14 protein-coding genes and 5 pseudogenes are annotated in these 17,217 nt (G+C 69.8%); 8 read left to right on the top strand and 11 right to left on the bottom strand.

Going from position 1 to position 17,217, the window contains the following annotated elements; all coding sequences use genetic code 11:
- Positions 1-81: 81 nt before the first annotated feature.
- Entirely contained in the window at positions 82-897 is an 816-nt protein-coding gene (locus GCU69_RS16190; protein WP_156206442.1) for an alpha/beta fold hydrolase, read from the bottom strand.
- A gap of 153 nt (positions 898-1,050) precedes the next feature.
- Between GCU69_RS16190 and GCU69_RS16185 the strand changes: the two genes are divergently transcribed.
- Together GCU69_RS16185 and GCU69_RS16180 are read left to right on the top strand one after the other, a co-directional pair.
- Positions 1,051-1,506 carry a MarR family winged helix-turn-helix transcriptional regulator gene (locus GCU69_RS16185; protein WP_098752758.1) on the top strand — a complete coding sequence of 152 codons (456 nt, stop codon included), beginning with the start codon at positions 1,051-1,053 and terminating at the stop codon, positions 1,504-1,506.
- Between the two features lie 26 nt (positions 1,507-1,532).
- The gene (locus tag GCU69_RS16180; protein WP_156206441.1) at positions 1,533-2,297 is read left to right on the top strand and encodes a class I SAM-dependent methyltransferase; all 765 of its coding nucleotides are present in this window, start codon (positions 1,533-1,535) and stop codon (positions 2,295-2,297) included.
- Positions 2,298-2,414: 117 nt separating this feature from the next.
- Here the strand turns inward: GCU69_RS16180 and GCU69_RS16175 are convergent, their stop codons facing one another.
- Complete coding sequence (locus GCU69_RS16175; protein ID WP_098752767.1) at positions 2,415-2,870, bottom strand: Lrp/AsnC family transcriptional regulator; 456 nt, start codon at positions 2,868-2,870, stop codon at positions 2,415-2,417.
- Positions 2,871-3,016: 146 nt separating this feature from the next.
- Between GCU69_RS16175 and GCU69_RS16170 the strand changes: the two genes are divergently transcribed.
- The gene (locus GCU69_RS16170; RefSeq protein ID WP_235978513.1) at positions 3,017-4,291 is read left to right on the top strand and encodes an APC family permease; all 1,275 of its coding nucleotides are present in this window, start codon (positions 3,017-3,019) and stop codon (positions 4,289-4,291) included.
- A 219-nt stretch (positions 4,292-4,510) separates the two neighbouring features.
- On the opposite strand, the gene GCU69_RS32675 is transcribed toward GCU69_RS16170, so the two are convergent.
- Positions 4,511-4,723, bottom strand: coding sequence for a hypothetical protein (locus GCU69_RS32675; RefSeq protein ID WP_170315864.1), 213 nt, complete (start codon positions 4,721-4,723; stop codon positions 4,511-4,513).
- The gene (locus GCU69_RS16165) at positions 4,632-5,492 is read right to left on the bottom strand and encodes a hypothetical protein (protein ID WP_156206439.1); all 861 of its coding nucleotides are present in this window, start codon (positions 5,490-5,492) and stop codon (positions 4,632-4,634) included. The genes GCU69_RS32675 and GCU69_RS16165 overlap by 92 nt, the downstream gene beginning before the upstream one ends.
- Between GCU69_RS16165 and GCU69_RS32670 the strand changes: the two genes are divergently transcribed.
- Positions 5,413-5,793: a hypothetical protein gene (locus GCU69_RS32670; RefSeq protein WP_170315863.1), complete on the top strand. Its 381-nt coding sequence runs from the start codon at positions 5,413-5,415 to the stop codon at positions 5,791-5,793. The genes GCU69_RS16165 and GCU69_RS32670 overlap by 80 nt on opposite strands.
- On the opposite strand, the pseudogene GCU69_RS16160 reads toward GCU69_RS32670, so the two are convergent.
- The 4 genes and pseudogenes from GCU69_RS16160 to GCU69_RS16145 all read right to left on the bottom strand — a co-directional run.
- Positions 5,679-6,172, bottom strand: a pseudogene (locus GCU69_RS16160) (IS5 family transposase); the annotation flags it as partial. The gene GCU69_RS32670 and the pseudogene GCU69_RS16160 overlap by 115 nt on opposite strands.
- Before the next feature lie 11 nt (positions 6,173-6,183).
- Complete coding sequence (locus GCU69_RS16155) at positions 6,184-7,269, bottom strand: hypothetical protein (protein ID WP_156206438.1); 1,086 nt, start codon at positions 7,267-7,269, stop codon at positions 6,184-6,186.
- Between the two features lie 47 nt (positions 7,270-7,316).
- Positions 7,317-8,603, bottom strand: a complete 1,287-nt coding sequence (locus tag GCU69_RS16150) for a tyrosine-type recombinase/integrase (protein ID WP_156206437.1) — start codon at positions 8,601-8,603, stop codon at positions 7,317-7,319.
- A 65-nt stretch (positions 8,604-8,668) separates the two neighbouring features.
- Positions 8,669-8,896 (bottom strand): annotated as a pseudogene (locus GCU69_RS16145) (DUF6192 family protein); the annotation flags it as partial.
- A 179-nt stretch (positions 8,897-9,075) separates the two neighbouring features.
- Between GCU69_RS16145 and GCU69_RS33785 the strand changes: the two are divergent.
- Positions 9,076-9,240, top strand: coding sequence for a hypothetical protein (locus tag GCU69_RS33785; protein WP_235978512.1), 165 nt, complete (start codon positions 9,076-9,078; stop codon positions 9,238-9,240).
- 121 nt (positions 9,241-9,361) lie between these two features.
- On the opposite strand, the pseudogene GCU69_RS34960 reads toward GCU69_RS33785, so the two are convergent.
- A pseudogene (locus GCU69_RS34960) lies at positions 9,362-10,430 on the bottom strand (IS630 family transposase).
- Positions 10,431-10,730: 300 nt separating this feature from the next.
- Here GCU69_RS34960 and GCU69_RS16125 point away from each other — a divergent pair.
- Positions 10,731-11,594, top strand: a complete 864-nt coding sequence (locus tag GCU69_RS16125; RefSeq protein ID WP_098752764.1) for an LLM class flavin-dependent oxidoreductase — start codon at positions 10,731-10,733, stop codon at positions 11,592-11,594.
- Here GCU69_RS16125 and GCU69_RS16120 read toward each other — a convergent pair whose 3' ends face one another.
- Positions 11,595-12,455 (bottom strand): IS5 family transposase, encoded by an 861-nt coding sequence (locus GCU69_RS16120; protein ID WP_170315872.1) that lies wholly within the window; start codon positions 12,453-12,455, stop codon positions 11,595-11,597. It lies immediately after the preceding gene.
- 144 nt (positions 12,456-12,599) lie between these two features.
- On the opposite strand from GCU69_RS16120, the pseudogene GCU69_RS16115 reads away from it, so the two are divergent.
- Positions 12,600-12,764 (top strand): annotated as a pseudogene (locus tag GCU69_RS16115) (helix-turn-helix domain-containing protein); the annotation flags it as partial.
- Here GCU69_RS16115 and GCU69_RS33775 read toward each other — a convergent pair.
- Positions 12,747-13,061: pseudogene (locus tag GCU69_RS33775) on the bottom strand (MBL fold metallo-hydrolase); the annotation flags it as partial. The pseudogenes GCU69_RS16115 and GCU69_RS33775 overlap by 18 nt on opposite strands.
- A 1,145-nt stretch (positions 13,062-14,206) precedes the next feature.
- Here GCU69_RS33775 and GCU69_RS16105 point away from each other — a divergent pair.
- Positions 14,207-15,751 (top strand): PH domain-containing protein, encoded by a 1,545-nt coding sequence (locus GCU69_RS16105; RefSeq protein WP_156206435.1) that lies wholly within the window; start codon positions 14,207-14,209, stop codon positions 15,749-15,751.
- Positions 15,752-17,217 lie beyond the last annotated feature (1,466 nt).

The following is a 17,217-nucleotide window of genomic DNA, read 5'->3' as shown; positions in this document are numbered from 1 at the left end:
CAAGCGGTCAAGTCCCAGGTCAGGCGTCGTAAAGTTCCGGTGCAATGTTCCTGGTGCGTGGCGGGGAACGGGGGCCTCCGGTCAGGCCGGGCCAGGAGCCTGTGTCCGGAGGAAGTCCAGCAGGACGCGGTTGAAGCATTCTGGCTGCTCAGCGCCCGGAAGGTGCCCGGCACCGTCGATGACGTCCAGTACGGAGTGCGGGGCGAGGCGGCTGATGGCTTCGGCGTCGGTGACCGGTGTGTAGACGTCATCGGCGCCGACGACGATCAGCACCGGGCATCGCACGGCGGCGAGCGTGTCGCGGTAGTCGGGGCGCTCGGCCCGGCCTCGCAGGGCGGCCGCGGCACCACGGGGGTCGGTGGCGCGCATCATGCCGAGGACGTGCGTGGCGACGGCTGGCAGTGCGGTGACGTTGTAGGCGGCCAGCATCTTGTCGATAACGTCGTCCGCATAGTCGGCCATGCCGTCGGCGAGCAAGCGGTCGGCCAGGTGGTTGCGGAATGTCTTGCCGTCGGGTGTCTCGGCGGGGGCCGAGGTGTCGGACAGGACGAGAGCACGTATGCGGCGGGCGTAGCGGCGGTGCATCTCCATGGCGATCTGCCCTCCCATCGAGACGCCGCCGATCACGGCCTGATCGATGGTGAGCAGGTCCAAGAGGCCGATGAGGTCGTCTGCGAAGTCGGACAGATACACCGTTCCGGGAGTGACGTCGCTGTCGCCGTATCCGCGCAGGTCCGGGGTAATGACCCGGTATCCGGCCGCGGCCAGGGCTTTGCTCTGCGCTGCCCACAGTGTGCGGTTGAAGGGGTGCCCGTGGATCAGTAGAACCGCCGGCCCGGTCACGGGACCGTGGTCGTCGTAGTGGAGCGTGGCTCCGTTCACCGTTGCGTGGCTCATCGAGCATCCTTGTGCGGGTTGTTTGGGCTTTCGCGGCACAGTACGTCGCTGGTATTTGCTTCGCCAAGCAAATAGGGTGGCGACGTGATGTCTGAGCCACAGAGTTCCCGAGAGCCGCGTCCCGCCGACGATGCACAGGACGACCGATGGTGCATGGCGGTGCGGCTGCTGGGGCGTGTGGAGAAGCAGTTGGACGATACCTTGCAGCGTGAGCACGGCTTGCCGCTGTCGGAATACCGGGCCTTGTGTGCGCTGAGTCGTACGGAGACCGGTCCCGCCCTGCGGATGGGGGAGTTGGCCGATCGGATCGGGCTCAAGGACAGCACAGTGACGCGGCTGGTCGGCCGGTTGGAGGGGCGAGGACTTGCGAAGCGATCGTCCGGGGCCGATGACGGGCGGACGGTCACCACCAGCATCACGTCGGCGGGCAGGCAGCGTTACGCGGCGGTGACGCCCATGTACCGGGCTGCTCTCGGGGGCGCTTTGGAGGACGCCCTGGCCAACGTGTACCTCCGCGATCTCACCGCCTGGGTTCTGACGGGCGAGTCCGCCGTGCACGGTGTGTCCGCTCTCCAGAACACGGACGAGAACCCAGCTTCCACGACCTGATCGACCCGTTTCATGAAAGGCCATGTATGGCCACCGCTGCCGATCATTACGAAAGCCTGCTCGCCGAGCACTACACCTGGATGCTTGGCGGCGACATCGAGGAAGCAGCGGCGGCACAAGCCGACCTCTTCCGCGAGTTGGGGCTGACAGCACCAGTACTGGAGGGAGCCGCCGCCGTGGACCTCGGCTGCGGCCCGGGCCCGCAGACTCTCGCCCTGGCGTCTCTCGGTTTCGCTTCCGTGACCGCGGTGGACACCAGCGCCCGTCTCCTGGAAGAACTGATGGAGTTCGCCATGCGCTCCGGGCACCACCAGGCCGTCCGCACCGTGCACCAGGACATCCGCGAGGCCCTGCCCGGTCTCGCCTCCCCGGACTCTCTCGCCGTCGTCGCGTGCATGGGCGACACCCTCCCGCACCTGCCCAGCAGCCAGGACGTGCAGAAACTGATCACGGACGTGGCCAAGGCACTGCACCCCGGGGGGAGCTTCGTGGCCACTTACCGGGACCTGACCCGCGAACTCCACGGTCCGGAGCGGTTCATCCCGGTCCGCAGCACCGGTGACCGGATCCTCACCTGCTTCCTCGACTACCAGGGCGAGGACACCGTCCTGGTTCACGACCTGGTCCACACCCGCCATGCCGACAGCTGGAAGCTGAAGACCAGCAGCTACCCCAAGCTCCGTGTGTCTCCCCAGTGGCTCACCGATCAGTGCCACGCGGCCGGACTTGACGTACGGCGCCACGCCGCCGGCCCTCGTGGCCTGTACGTCCTGCACGCCGTCAAGCAGTGACAAGACCCCGGTCCGCCCACAGCAACACGCCCTGAGCAGCTGTCGCGTACGGGTCCGTCTTCTCCCTGCGCCCCGCACGCCCCCCGGTTCCCGTGTTCCCGCGTGTCTTCCGACGTGTCACGGCAGCGGTGGGACGACCAATTTCCGGTCGTGCTGGAAGATCACCGAGCTGCGGAAGCTGACGATCTCCCGCCGGTCGCTGAGCCGGTCGATGAGGAAGCTGTGCAGCTGGTCCACGTCCGGGACGGCGACATGAATGATCAAGTCGTCACCGCCGGTCAGAACATAGACGGCGAGCACCTCGTCCAGCGCGTCCATCGAGCGCCGAACCTCTTCAATCACCTGTCGGTTCAGCGGGCGTACCTGGAGTGCGACCAGTGCCTGCACGTTGCGGTTGAGGGACGGCAGGTCCACCTGCACCGTGTACTCGTTGATCACGCCCCTCTTGCGCAGCAGGCGGACACGCTCCAGACAGGTCGACGGTGCGACCCCCAGCGAACGGGCCAGTTCCCTGTTGGTCTGCCGTGCGTCTGCCTGGAGCCGGGCCACGATCGCCGAATCAAGTTCGTCCACGACGTACCGCACTCCCCATCCTCCGGCGTTAGTTCGGCAGTCGATCGTACAAGGCGCTCAACAACCTAACGTCAGGGCTTGCTTGCCGAATCTCCATCGGCATTCGATGACAGGGGAGGAGTAACGTGCAGGGAGCGAAACTCGGGTTGAGCGAGGGAACGGCCCTCTACATAGGCGGGGTGCTGGGGCCGGGGGTGCTCGCCCTGCCAGCTCTCGCAGCCGCCGTGGCCGGTCCTGCCTCGGTGATCGCCTGGGCAGGGCTGCTGCTCCTGAGCGTTCCCGTGGCCCTGTCCTTCGCGGCACTGGGCGCCCGATATCCGGACGGCGGCGGTGTCGCGACGTTCGTGGCCCGGGCCTTCGGCGCACGGGCCGCCGCCTGCGTCGGATGGTGGTTCTACGCCGCCGTCCCCGTAGGCGTGCTGGCGGGCGCCATGATCGGTGGACAGTACGTCGCCGAGGCGCTGGGCTTGGGGAGGGGGATCGCCCTGCTTGGAACCACCATCCTGCTCGCGGCCGCCTTCGCGGCCAACTACGTGGGCCTGCACCTCTCCGGACGGATCCAGGTGCTGCTGTGTACCGTGCTCGTCCTCCTGCTGGTCATCGCCATCGTCACCGCCGCACCGGACATGTCGTCGAGCAACTTCTCCCCGTTCATGCCGCAGGGCTGGACCTCCGTCGGCACCGCTGCGGTCGTGCTCTTCTACGCCTTCAGCGGCTGGGAGGCCGCCAGCCACCTCTCGGCCGAATTCGCACGCCCACAGCGACACCTGCGGATCGCCACGGTCACCACCCTGGCCGTCGTCGGGACCCTCTACCTGACGTTGGCCACGGTGACCGTCGGGGTGCTCGGCGAGACCTCCGACCGGTCTAGCGTTCCGCTGATGCTGCTGATCGAGCAGGGCGTGGGTCCGGGCGCCCGGACCGTGACCGCGGCAGCGGCGGTGTGCCTGACCTTCGGCGCCATCAACACCTTCGTCGCCGGCGCAGCCCGCCTCGGCGCCGCCCTGGGACGGGACGGCGCATTGCCCGGATGGCTGGCCAAGGGCACCGGAACTGGCCGTGTGCCGCGGCGCAGCCTCCTGGTCCAGGCCGTCCTCACCGGCGCCCTGCTCATGGTGGTCGCGGCGGCAGGAACCGAACTCGACCTGCTGATGCAGATCACCTCGGCGTTCCTGGCCACAGTCACCGCCGCGGGGATGGCCGCAGCCGTTGCCCTTCTGCCGCGTCGGCGACCGCTGTGGTGGCTGGCAGTGATCGCAGTGGCCTTCACACTGCTGGTCCTGCTGTTCAGCACGTGGCTGCTGGCACTGCCGGCAGTGGTGGCAGCAGCCGCGATGCTGTACCTCCGCGTGCTGCCGCGCGAGCCCGGGAACAGCGGCCACCGCGAGGCCGAAGTGGAACCGACGCCGCAGCGCACGTGACCGGGAGGGCAGAACCAGCAAGCGTTCAGCAAGTTTCCGGCCCCATCGTGGCGGATGCTGGACGGTGACGGGTTTCTCGTAAGTCCTCCCGGTTTCGAGCACTGCACGTCGGCAACGACGACTTGCGCTTGGCGCGAGATCGGCTGATGTGACGTGAGTGCCGACATGTGAAGCAGGAAGGGGGGCTGGCCGACGGGCTGGCCCCCTTCCCTTGCGTGGTCAGCCGACCAAGGGGCGCCACTGGTCCTTCAGTGAGGGGCTCACCCTTCTGCGCCACACCAGCGCCCCGCCGATCAGGCCGGGCCTGTCTCCGGTGGCCAGTGCCGGGGTTTCCAGCGCGTCAGCAGTCTCTTCGAGATAGGTAACGAGCGTGTCGAATACGTTGCCGGGAGCCTCGTTGTAGCGGGACCAGCGGCCCAGGTGACCGGTCACCGTTTCGAGGTACAGGCCTGAGGTGCTGTCTGCCGCGCCGTGCGAGACAACCGGAATCCACGTTGCCTTCCATACAGTGACTTTTTTCGTCCTCGGGCCGGGCGGCGTTGAAGGTGTCCTCGTGGGCCTGGGAGTCCATTTTCAGCCGGTAGGCGGCGGCCACGGCGTCCAGGGTCATCAGAGTCTCACCGCCCACCTGGCTGTCCCCGACAGTGACCGGGACTCCGTCTTCGACACGGCCGTACCCTATGAGTGGATCAAGCGGTCCATCGAGACGAGCGGTGCCGCTCGCCGGATCGTGATCCTCGACTGCTGCTACAGCGCCCGTGCCTTCGGTGTGCAGTCCGAGTCGGTCGCGGCACTCGCTGAGATCGACGGCACCTATTTGATGGCGGCCGCGGCGGAGACCGCTGTGGCACTGTCCCCGCCCGGCGAGCCCCACACCGCCTTCACCGGCGAACTCCTCGAGCTGCTGCGAAGCGGCGTCGCTTCCCCGAACGAGTTCCTCGACTTGGACGCCGTCTTCGACCAGCTCGCCCGGCGCCTGCAGGCCAAGCGCCGCCCTCGCCCGCAGAACCTGTGCCGCAACAGCCTCGGCTCCTGGCCGTTCGCCCGCAACAACGCCTACCAGCCTGCGCCGGAAGGCCACACTCCGATCCCGGACGTCGCCCGCGCCCTGGACGCATCCCGTGCCGGTGCCGGTGCTGGCGGCGCAGATCAGCGGGTTGAGCGAACACCGCCCGGCCACCGCGACCGAAATGGTCCACACTGCCCTGCAACACCGCCCGGTCACCGACCTCGTGCGCCTGTTCGCCGCCCTCTACCAGGCCGACTGCCAGCGCCACATCGAGGCCGCCCTGCCCGCCCTCGTAGCCGCCCGCACCGTTCAGGAATGCGCCGACCTCCTCGAACAGCTCCTGGCCACGCCCGCCGAAGATGGCGCAGTGGCCCTGCTGCGCCTGACGGCCGAACTCAAGCTGGCCGGAGTGATCACGACGAACAGCGGCAGGCCCTTGGTATCCACGACCAGGTGCCGCTTGCGGCCGTTGATCTTCTTCCCGGCGTCGTAGCCGCGGGAGTCCTTGGCCGACGGTCTCGGCGACCTTGATCGACTGGAAGTCGATGACGGTGGCGACCGCTCCAGGCGCCCGGCCCATCTCACGGCGGATCCGCTTGCGGAGCTGGTCACGGATCTGGCCGACGACGCCGCAGGCGGCCCAGCGGGCCATGAACCCGTAACACGTGCGCCAGGACGGGAAGTCCTTGGACAGGGCCCGCCACTTGCAGCCAGTTTCCACGACATAGCGGATCGCGTCCACGATCTCCCGGCGAGGATGCTTCTCGGGACGGCCGCCCGCCTTCGTTTCGCAGGCCGGTGTCGGCAACATGGGCTCGGTCAGGGCCCATTCGTCCTCCCAGGTCGGCGGGATAGCAGCGCCTGCGCGGCAACGTTTCCTCCCTCAAGGACAGGGCGGGCCGGTTCTTCCACGGCCCACTGGGTGATGTCGAGGTAGCAGGCACGGACCGCGGTCAGGAAGTCGAGGTAGTTCAGCCGCAGGCTGGTGGCGTAGGTGCCATCCGGCTGGCGCTTGCGGTCGAGTGCGGACGCGCTCTTTCCGGGCCGCTGCGGTCTCCGCGGAGAGGCGGAGGGAGTCGATGCCGGGCCGGAGGTCTTCGAGGTTCTCCAGAAGTGCCGGGACCAGGATCCGCGACAGATTCTCCAGAGAGGAGAAGTCCAGGGCGGGCCGGCGCTCGGCGAGGTAGTCGACCAGCAGATCGCGGACGGCGGTGTTCTGCAAGTGGTAGCGGCCCACCAGGTCCGCGACGCTGACCTGTCCCGAGTGCCGGGTGACGTCCCGCAGGGTGTGCGGGGCGTCCGGCGGCAAGTGCCCGAGCCCCTTCAGCCAGCTGTAGAACAGCGACCGACCGGTGCCGCCGCATGAGTAGACGCGGGATTCGGTGGCTCGCAGTCCAAGGCAGTCACCGACGGTGATGTCGCGGATGCGGCGACCCTTGGCTGCCAGCAGCACCGCGATCTGGTGACATGCCGGCCGCCCCACCCTGGCTGACCATGCGGGACCTGCGACTGCCGCAAGTTCTGCGTAGCCGTCCTGGTCCCGGGTCGCTTCGATCCGGGAGCGGAAGTTGGTCGAGTGCAGGTGCATCAGCCAGTCCGGACGGGGGCGGATCACGTCTCCGCAGATCAGGTGCAGAGCCCCCGAGGGGAGGTAGGAGGCGACGCCGACGCCGTGGTCGGCGTGCCAGGCCCTGGGCAGGCCGATCCAGCCTCGTAGCTGGTCGTCCGCCGTGCTGTTCCGCCACCTCTGCTGCCAGGTCGCCCCGGGGAAGGTCTCCAGCCAGCGCAAGATCTGCTCGGCCCCGCGTATCCGGTGGTAGCAGGTGTGCTTCGAAGAGTCGGCGGACAGATCGCGGAGCCGGTCCATGACCTGGTCGCGGGACTCGGCGGTGGCCGTCCAGGCGTCCGGCACCAACCGGGGCGGGAAGGTCTCCCGAAGTGCTTTGTGTGCCGCCCCGTGAAACGCCATGACCTTCCCCTGCGAGGTGGCTGGCGTCGCGGTCGTCGTAGTCGTCGTCATCCCGCCTGCCCGGAGAGCACGTCGAGACTGGCGGCGTTGTGGCCGGGGGCCGGCGTCGGCGGCTGCACTGGCTGCCGTTCCCGGCGGGCATGGTGGGCGAGGACCTGCTCGATGACCTTCTCCTGGCTCGCGGCCAGATAGATCTCGGTGGTGGACAGGTGTGCGTGTCCGAGGACCCATTGCACGTCCGTCAGCGACATCTGCGGGTCGCGGGCCATCCGATAGGCCGCGGTGTGCCGCAGGTCGTGCAGGGTCCAGTTCGACCCGAGCAGGCCGTTGGCGCGGTTCAGCATGGCCCGGGCGGCGTGGTAGTTCACGGGCCGCCATGGACGCCGCAGTGTCCACCACAGGGTGTGGTTGCGTCCGCGGGGTGTCCCCTTGCTCCAGGCTTCCTCCTGGGCCAGCCGCAGCCAGACGAACGCGTCGGTGGAGGCGGGAAGCTGCTGGTAGGCGCGGGTTCCCTTGCGCGTCACGCCGATGAGCTGCTGGCCGGGAAGGGCGTCCTTCTCCCGGCTGGTGAGGAGTTCCTCGGCGCGGGCGCCGGTGGAGACCCAGGAAGCGAGCAGGGCCCGGTCGCGGTTGTCCTTCAGCGCTGCGAACAGGGCGTTGAACAGCTCGTCCGGGGTCCGCCGCGGGATGCGCTTGGGGACTTTCGGCCGGTAACGGCCCTGCCGCTCGGAGCGGAAGGAATCCATCGGGTTGTGGTGGGCGTGGGCCCGGCCAGCGCGCCGGGAGCGGTCCAACGGGAAGGGATTGACGATCGGCCCCGTGCCCTCCTCGAGGTGGAAGTCGTAGAAGGCCCGAAGCACCGTCTCGCTGTGAGCCTTGGTGGAGGCCGCGTACTTCCGGCTCGGCGCGGGCCTGCCGGTCACCGGGTTCGGCGTACCTGGTTCGGCGCGGCGCGGACCGCGTTGGGCAAGCACGGCGTCCGCCTCGGTGGCCTTACGCTGATGCCGCCAGTGCACGCGCAGGGGATTGCCAGCGAGCTGGAACCGGCGGGAGAAGTCCCGGGCTTCGACCCTGATCGCCTGGTTCCAGGGCACATCCACGGCCCACAAGAAGCGGTACCACCGCAGCAAGCCCATGCCGTACGAACGGATCGTCGTCGACGGCGTCGATGCCGCCTGCAGGTCGGCGAAGAACACCGCCGCCGGCACGACAAGCCGTTCCTCGGAGTCGAGCAGCCGGTACGGCTCAGCTACTTCGCCGGTCTCCTCCAGTCGACCGGTCTGCGGCACGACGAAGGACGCCGGGTTACGGACCAGCCCGTCAGCATCACTCATGCACCAACTGACGCAGACCTTTTCAATAGGTCACTGACCTGCGGAAATTCGGGTCTTAGTTCAGTCAACACCCCCCTCACGCGGGCGACGTTCTCGTGGACGATGGTGCGTTCGTCCTCGCCGAGCTGGCGGTCGCGCAGCCCGGGGACGACGCGGCCGGCCGCCGCGACGAAGGAGTGGCAGGCGGTGACCAGGTCCAGGAACTCCACCGACCGGTCGATTGCGGGGATCGCCGGGGCGACGGGGCTGGTCTCCTCGAAGTGCTCGCGGGCCTGCCGGCCTCGCTCGACCTGGGGAACGATCTTCGGATGGCTCGTGGGGATCTGACGGGCGAACAGTGGCTGTGCCTGCCGGCGGAGTTGCCGGTGATGGGACGCAAGCCACGGGATCGGCGGCAATCTTCAACGGGACCTGGCGGCGCCCTTTGGATCCTCGGATCGCAGTCATCGATGTCGGCGGCGATGACCACCTGATGATCGTCGAAACCACTACCGCCCCCACCACTGATCTCGATCCCCTCAGCAATGCCGGATGGGGGCTGCGCGTGGGAACACACGCGCAACTATGTGAGGTCCGCAAACAAATTCTGGGCGCCGGGTGGCCGGTCGGACAGATCGAGACACTGCCCACGCAGTGAACGATGACAGCTCGCGATCCCGATGGACGCCCTGTGGACGTTCGAGCCCATCGCCCACGCACCTCATCGCCATCACCAACCACTGGCTACTGCGGTTGAACTCGTGATGTCGCATGGCTGTTCAGGTGGGTCGGGTGATCAGACCGGTCTCGGCGAGGCAGCCGTCTATGAGGTCGCTGCGGTATTGGATGTGCCGTAGGCCGCGGCGGATGCGCTGGAGGAGGTGTTCGGGTGTGCTGAAGGCGACGTTGGAGAGCCAGCCGTGCCGCAGCAGTGACCAGATCCCTTCCACGGGGTTGAGGTCGGGTGCGTAGGGCGGCGGGTAGTGGATGGTCAGCCAGTCCTGGTCCTGGGCGAACGTTCGCAGGTCGGCGGCTTTGTGGACGTTGAGGTTGTCCCAGATGAGCACGATCGGGCCCCTGAGCTGTTGGTGGGCGGCGATCAGCAGGTCCCGGTAGTCGCGCCAGGAAAAGCTCTTGCGTCCGTCGCGGCGGCCGTCGTCCCGGCGTGGCACCGTTAGATCAGCCGGGTCTGCTGGTCAGGTTTGTAGCAGGTCAGCGCGGCAATGGACACGCGTCTGCGGGAACGGCCCCGTACCCGCACCACCGGGGTACGACCGCGCTGTGACCAAGTCTTCGCCTGCGGCGGCGTCATGGAGAATCCGGCTTCGTCCTCGAAGACGAGCCAGGCTCCACGGGCCGCCGCGAGTCTTCCGCGCACGGCCACACCTCCTTGACCCAGCCGGCCACCGCGTCGTCGTCCCGCTCCATGGCGCGTCGGGCCGGGATCTGGCAGGACCAGCCGTTGCGTACCAGCAGTTTCCGCACGCCCTGGATGGTGTAGGTCAGATGGAAGCGCCGTCCGATCACCGTCTTGATCCGCGCGAGCGTCCATCGCTGGTCCTCCCAGCCGTGTGCGGCAGGCCCCTTGGCCAGCCCGGCCTCCAGCTGGGCGAACTGCTTCTCGTTCAGTCTCGGCAGCGACGCCGGCCCCTGTGACCGCAGAGCCCGCGGGCCGTCCTCGTCCCACGTCTGCCGCCATCGCTGCACGGAGCGGACGCTGACCCGCAGGTCCCTGGCGATCACCGAGTTCGCCTCGCCCTGGGCGAACCACTCGGCCGCCTACAGCCGTAACTCCTCGCGGAACATCTGTCGCTCGGCGGTCAGCCCGCCCCCTTGTGGATACCGCATGCCTCGGTGATACCGCAGAGGCGACGAACCGTCAGCCTCTACGACTCCACGAGTTCAACCTCAGTAGGAACTCTTACAGCAACTGGTGCAACGAAGGCACTGCGGGCCCACCCGCATGGGAGACCTTTCATCTGTACGAGCTGCGACGACTGCTGGAGTACGACTACGGGGCAGGTGTGTCGACGGTCTCGTAATTCCCCAGGGGTGTGGTCACGTAATTCCCCAGGTAGCGGCCTGCCGTGAAGCCGTCTGGCTAGGAATCTGATTGCTCCTTCGCGGCTGGCTGCGCATCCTGCTGGGATGCGCTTCTCCATCAACATCCCCAACTTCGGTGACTTTGCGGACCCTCGTAACGTGGCGACCGTGGCGGCTGCGGCGGAACAGGCTGGCTGGGACGGGCTCTTCGTCTGGGACCATGTACTGCATCGACAACATCAGGGGCGTCCCTTCGGAGACCCTTGGATGCTGTTGACCGCGGCCGCGCTGGCGACCTCCCGGATCCGGCTGGGCACCCTGCTGACGCCGGTCCCCCGTTATCGTCCGCAGCAGCTCGCTCGTCAGGTGGCCACCCTGGACCACCTCAGCGGCGGCCGGGTGATCTTTGCAGCGGGTCTGGGCGGGCCGATTGAGGATGAATACCGCAGCTTCGGCGACGCTGCCGAGCCACGTCTCCTCGCCGAGCGGCTGGATGAGGGACTGGAGCTGTTGAGTCGCTTCTGGTCCGGCGAGCCGGTGGACCACAACGGCCGACACTACGAGGTCCAAGACGTGGCACTGCTGCCCGCCACTGTGCAGCGGCCCGGTCCACCGGTGTGGATCGGGGGGTTCTGGCCGCGTCGTCCGCCCATGCGGCGGGCAGCGCGGTGGGACGGCGCGGTGCCGCTCTTCGAGACGGCCAGGCATGGTCATGTGCCGGATGTGGCCGAGGTGCGGGATCTGGTCGGCTTTGTGCGCAAGCAACGTGCGACTGGAGCCGAGCGCCCCTTCGAGTTCGTGCTCGGCGGTGCCACGCCCTCGGACGTGGCCAAGGCCAGGGACGTGATCGGTCCGCTGCACGACGCCGGCGCCACCTGGTGGGACGAGCGGCAGGTCCAGACCGGCCCCGACCTGGACCGCCTGCCTCCAGTACTGCACCGTATCGAGGCAGGGCCGCCGGTGGTCTGATCAGCCGTTCGAGGGCGTGTCCGCCATGTCGGTGGGGAGCCAGAGTCGTAGGCAGGCGAGGGTGGCCAGGGCTTTGTAGTGGCGGGCTCGTTTGTCGTAGCGGGTGGCGAGAGCTTTGTGCTGCTTGAGCCGGTTGAAGCAGCGTTCGACGACGTTGCGGCGGCGGTAGACGGTGCGGTCGAGGTGGCAGAGTGTCTCGCCGCGTCGTCGGCGTCCGCTGATCTGGTCGATGCGTTCGGGAATGGTGCACGCGATGCCGCGTCTGCGCAGGTAGGCCCGGATCGTGCGGGAGGAGCAGCCCTTGTCGCCGGCCACCCGGTCAGGCCGGGTGCGAGGCCGTTTGGGCCCGCTCCGCTTGATGGCGATGCGGGCCATGACCGGCTCGAACTGCGTGCAGTCGTTGACGTTTCCGCCCGTGATGGTGAACGCGAGCGGTCGGCCCTGCCCGTCGCGGGCGAGGTGGATCTTCGTGCTCAGCCCGCCGCGGAACCGGCCGAGGGCTTCGCCGGTCCAGGCCCCCCTTTTTCGGGCCCCGGCCGCGTGCTGGTGGGCACGCACGATCGTCGAGTCGACGCACACGATCGACCAGTCGACCTCGCCGACCGCGTCGGAGTGCTGCTGGACATGGGCCAGGAGCCGGTCCCAGGTTCCGTCCGCCAACCAGCGGCGGATCCGTTCGCAGACCGTCTTCCACGGCCTGTACCGTTCCGGCAGGTCCCGCCAGGCGGCACCCGTGGACAGCTTCCACAGGATCCCGTCGAGAACCTGGCGCCGGTCCCGCACTGGACGACCCGTCCGAGGCGGAGCCAGCAACGGTCCGATCACGCCCCAGGCTCGATCAGTCACTCCATGACGGCGCACCACGAACGGGCTGACGACCAACCGACTTTACGGACACCCCCTAGATGTATTGGTCACGAGCGTTGTTGACACTGGGGGCTTGATGAATGGCGAAGACCTCCGCTGTGGTGGAGCTGTCTAGGACTGCACTGCAGGGAGGTCTTCGTGTCCCACCGTAATGCCCGGCTGACCGTTCACGGCAGGCGGCTGTTGGTCGAACGTGTCCGTCGGGGGCGTCCCGTGGCCCATGTAGCTGCTGAGATGGGTATCTCTCGCGCTACCGGCCACAAGTGGCTGCGACGGCGGCAGGCTCTCGGCGACGCCGGCCTTCCAGTCGGCGTTCGACAACACGTCCTGCATGAAGGCTGCGCAGCGGGCTGTTCCGTAACGAGGTGCTTGGCCGAGTTCGGCATGCCAGAGCAGGTGATCCCAATCTGGATGCGTGGAGAAGCCTGCCACCACGGGCTGGCCCAGCTCACGTAGGTCGTTCGCCAGGCAGGTCATTTCGGCGCCGGTGATCCCGACGTCTACGAGTAGCACGCCGTCCCTGCCGTGCACGACAACGGTGTTGTTCTCGAGCAACTCACTCTGGTGGATCAGTACACTCTCGGCGACCTGCTGCAGCATGGGCCCTTCCCGTGGGCCCGCACGAACGGGTTCCGGCGCGGAGACCGGCGAGTTTTGGAAGCCGCAGGTGCAGTACCGGCTGCTGCGCCCCCGGGGGGTGGGCGGTTTTTCGGGTTGGTGGGCCGGGGGGTGGGCTGGTTGTGAACGGTACGTGGGGGAGGGCCGGGGGCGTAGGCCGGGAAGGGGGCGTCCCCGGGTGGTGAGGAGTCATCGGGCCGGCGGATGTGTGGTCGTGGTTCATCGTTGAGGGCCGGAGTGGGAACCGGCGCCGGCTGTCCGCCACGCGTCCTCCGCCCTCTCTGGTCCCGGGGCCTGGTGCCCGGGCGCCCTTCGCCGTCGGCTTTCCCCGGCGTCCTCCGGTGTCCTCCGGTGTCCGCTGCCCGTTCCTCGGTCTCCGGCGTCCTGTGTCCTCCGGCCCCGTCCTCCACCATCTGCCGTCTGCCGCCCGCCGTCCGGTGTCCGCCACGCGTCCTCCGCCCTCTCTGGTCCCGGGGCCTGGTGCCCGGTGTCCTCCGGTCTTCTGCCTTCGGCGCTTCCCGGGCTCCCGCCCGTCTTCCGGCTTCCGGTCTCCGCCCCCTTCCGGGTGGTCTCCGCCCCTGCGGGGTGGCCGCCTCTGGGGGGGCGCCGCCTCCCGGCGGTCTCCGCTCCCCGGCGGCCTCCGGTCTCCGGTCTCCGGCCCCCTGCCTGTCCTCCGGGTCCCCGGTGCCCGTCGCTCGCCGCCCGTCGCTCGCCGTGCCCCGTCGCTCGCTGCCCTCGTCGGTCTCCGTCGCCATTCGTTGTCCGCTGCGCGTCCTCCGCCGCCGGGCTGCTCGCTACGCGTCTCCGGTCTCCGGTCTCCGGTCGCCGTTTCCCTCCGTCGTCCGCTACGCGTCCTCCGTCCTCCGTCCTCCGTCCCCGTGGCGGTTTCCGGTGTCCTGCGGGTGTCCAGCTCTCCTGGCGCGCTTCGGGGTTCGTTGGTTTCGTGTGCCCGGGGCTGGACGGTATCCGGGCGGGTGTTCGTGCGGGTGGTGGTTCATGGCAGTCCTTGCCTTGTTTTGGGCTTGGTGGGTGGGGGGTTGTTTTCCGTTTCACGGCAATGACCGTGTCCTGGATGCTGCTGTAGCGCGTACCTGTTCCGGTGGCGGCCCGGTGTCAGGATCGTTTCCATGAGTGAAGCGCCCGAGATGACCTGTCGTCCGTTCACCAGCCGTCCGGGCCGGTTTTTCGCTGTGTTCGGTGTCGTGACGGGTGTCTGGGCGGTGCCGGCCGGGTTGTTGCCCATGGAACGGGGCGGGTGGTTCGTGGTGTGGCTGGCCGCTGGTTTCTGCGTGATCGGGCTGGGTCTGCTGCTGCTGCCGTGGGTGGCGGCCCGGGTGCGTGCCGACGCGGTCGGGGTCCACGCGCGGATGCTGCGCCGCCGTAGTGTGCCGTGGAGTGAGGTGGCGGATCTGCAGGTGCGTCTGCAGCGGGTGCGTCACGGTCATGTGCGCCGTCTGGATGTGGTGTTGCGCGGCGGGGGCACGGTGCACCTGCCGCTGCCGCAGAGTGCCCGGGAGGACGACCCGGCGTTCGACAGGCAGGTGGAACAGCTGCGGGCGCTGCACCGCCGGTACGGCACGCCGCGATCGGCGCATCTGCCGGTGGTGTCCTATCGCACCGCCGGGCGGGGCCGGCGCCTGCTGCTGGCGTTGTTCGTGCTGCTGCTCGCGGGTGCGGGTCTGGCCGCGTCGTTCGTGCCGGGCACCGACGCGCAGCGGCGGGCGTGGGAGGCGGCGGTGCCGTGTGCCCAGGGGGTGCCCGCCGCGGCGCGGGGCGGGTGTCTGACCACCGTGCCGGCGGTCATCGCGCGGAGCGACCCGCACGGCGGGAAGCGGGCCAGCTGGCTGTACTTCACCGGCAGCCGGCCGGTGCGGCGGGTCCAGGTCTCCTACGAAGGCGCCCAGGGGTTCACGGCCGGCCACCGGGTCGAGGTGACCGTGTGGCGGGGGGAGGTCAGGGAGGTCGCGGGGGACGGGCATCTGTGGCGCGAGCACATGACGCCTCCCGGTGACGTGGCCGTCATCGCGGCCGGGCTGGCCCTGGGCGCGGGATACCCGGGCGCCCTGCTCCTGGTGCGCCGGCGCGGGCGCCGGCTGGCCGGGGACGAAGTGCTCCCCTCGGCCCTGCCGTTCGCGGGCGTGCTCCTGGCCACCGCCGCGTGGCTGCTGCCGCTGTGCTACCTCCACCCGACCACCCTGTTCTCCTCCCGCGCGCCGGCCGCCTGGTGGGCGGCGGGCCTGCTCCTCACCCTGGTCCTGTCCGCCCTCGCCTGGCGCGCCACACGGGTCCGTAGCCCGGGGGAGGGGGGAAGGGTCCCGGTGCCGCCGGTGTGCGGGGAGACGTTTTTGGCCGCCCGTTTCCTGGACCAGACCGACTACAACCCGTACTTCTTCGGCACCCACGTCGTCCTGGGCGACGGTCCTCCCGCGGTGGTACCCCACGCCGGCCCCGGGCGCACCGCGGCCAGACGCATCCCGGTGGAGCGGCTCACCGCGGTGAACGTGCGGCGCGCCCGGGGCGAGGAGAACGTCCGCAGAAGTTGGCACGTCGCTGAACTCGACGACGCGGGAACCTTGGTGCGTCTGGCAGCGGCCCCCGCCGACCTGGCCCGGATCCTGCGCGAACTGGGCCTGGAGCACCTTCCCGCGCCCGCTGCGGGCCACGGGACCTGACGCCGGAGCCCCCGGGCCGGCCGACGGCCCGCCCGCAAGCGCCGCCTCGTGCGGCGGCCCGGCCCGTGCTCCGCCCGCTCTCCCCGTCTCTGTCGGTCTCCCTGCGCCGCGCGGTCTCTTTCGCGCCCGCGCGTGGCCTGCCGCCTACGGGGGTCGGGCCGCTGCCCGCCGCGGTGCCCTACGGGCGGACGGCCCCGCCCGTAGGGCACCGCCCGGCCCCGCAGGGGGGCGCGGCGGCAGCGCCCGGCAGCACCGAACACCCCTCTTCCGCGTCCCTCTTCCGGCCCTTTTCCGCCGGGCGGGGGAGGAGGCCCGGCGGGCAGGCCCGGGGCGGCCTGTGCCTGCGGGCGGCACGGGCCGGCGCAGCGCCGCAACCACCCGCGCCTTCAGACGCCGGGCCCCTGCCGCCCCGGCAGCCCCCGACCCCTGAAGCGCGGCGCCCGGCGGACCGCCCGGACCCCGGCCGGCCGCGGCGCGGCCCCCCGGGACCATGGCCGGACACGGCGGCGGGCCGGCGCAGCACCGCACACGTGATGACCAGGACGCCACCGGACTCAGCACTGAACGCCGCGCCGCCCGCCAGGACCACCCCCGCAACGCCCCCGCCCCGCGGCCACGGCCCCACAACCGCCCCCTCACAACCGCCCCCGGCAACCGCAATCCCGCCACAGCCACCGCACGACAATCACACGCGCACCCACCCTCAACCCGCATCCCGCCGCCCCACCCAAACCCACCCCTCACCCCACTCCCAACCCCGCACCCGCCCCCGCCCACAGCCCCCGGCCGGAACGCCGGATGCCGCAGAGGCCCGCCCGCCGTCTGCGGCCCGCTCCCGCAAACCCCGCACGGCCCGAACGCCGGATACTGCGAAGGTTTTCCCCGCCGCGTCGGCATGCGCCCTGCGGCTTGTGCGCCGACCCCGGTGTGACGCCCAGCGCCGCAACCATGGCCGGCGACGGGACGACGGACGAGTCCCTGCCGGGGCAGAACACCTGGCAGCCCGGAACGCGGGATGCCCCATAACGCGGGATACCGGGGAAGGCGGGACTGCCCGGGAGCGCGGGGGACTGCCCGGGAACGCCGGGGAACCCCCGAGAACGCGGGAAACTGCCGTGCCCGGGCGGCACGGCCTGAACGAACGCGCCACGCACCATGCCGTAGCCCGGCCCGGCCCGGCCCGGCCCGGCCCGGGCTCCGGGCACGGTCGCGCCACCCCGTGGCCATGCCGAGCACGTCGTCGAGGACGCGCCCGCTCCGCATGACCGACGGCCCCGACACCGGCCGGCGATCGCCCGCGGAGAACGATGCCGACGCGGGCCGAGGACGTACACGCATCCCGGGCCGGGCGCAGACCCAGAGCGAACCGGCCCACCGCCGCGCCCCCGCAACAGCCGCCGGCCTCACCGACCACCCAGGCCACCGACCACCCAGGCCACCCACCACCCAGGCCACCCGCCACCCCA

The organism is Streptomyces lycii (assembly GCF_009735685.1).
Taxonomy (GTDB): Bacteria; Actinomycetota; Actinomycetes; order Streptomycetales; family Streptomycetaceae; genus Streptomyces; species Streptomyces lycii.
This window is presented reverse-complemented; position numbering and strand designations above follow the sequence as displayed.

Coding starts and splice junctions, on each gene's coding strand:
- GCU69_RS33785 (WP_235978512.1), top strand. CDS start 9,076: ATGATCGTCGAAACCACTACCGCCCCCACCACTGATCTCGATCCCCTC.
- GCU69_RS16105 (WP_156206435.1), top strand. CDS start 14,207: ATGAGTGAAGCGCCCGAGATGACCTGTCGTCCGTTCACCAGCCGTCCG.
- GCU69_RS16180 (WP_156206441.1), top strand. CDS start 1,533: ATGGCCACCGCTGCCGATCATTACGAAAGCCTGCTCGCCGAGCACTAC.
- GCU69_RS16185 (WP_098752758.1), top strand. CDS start 1,051: ATGGCGGTGCGGCTGCTGGGGCGTGTGGAGAAGCAGTTGGACGATACC.
- GCU69_RS16190 (WP_156206442.1), bottom strand. CDS start 897: ATGAGCCACGCAACGGTGAACGGAGCCACGCTCCACTACGACGACCAC.
- GCU69_RS16155 (WP_156206438.1), bottom strand. CDS start 7,269: ATGGCGTTTCACGGGGCGGCACACAAAGCACTTCGGGAGACCTTCCCG.
- GCU69_RS16125 (WP_098752764.1), top strand. CDS start 10,731: ATGCGCTTCTCCATCAACATCCCCAACTTCGGTGACTTTGCGGACCCT.
- GCU69_RS16150 (WP_156206437.1), bottom strand. CDS start 8,603: ATGAGTGATGCTGACGGGCTGGTCCGTAACCCGGCGTCCTTCGTCGTG.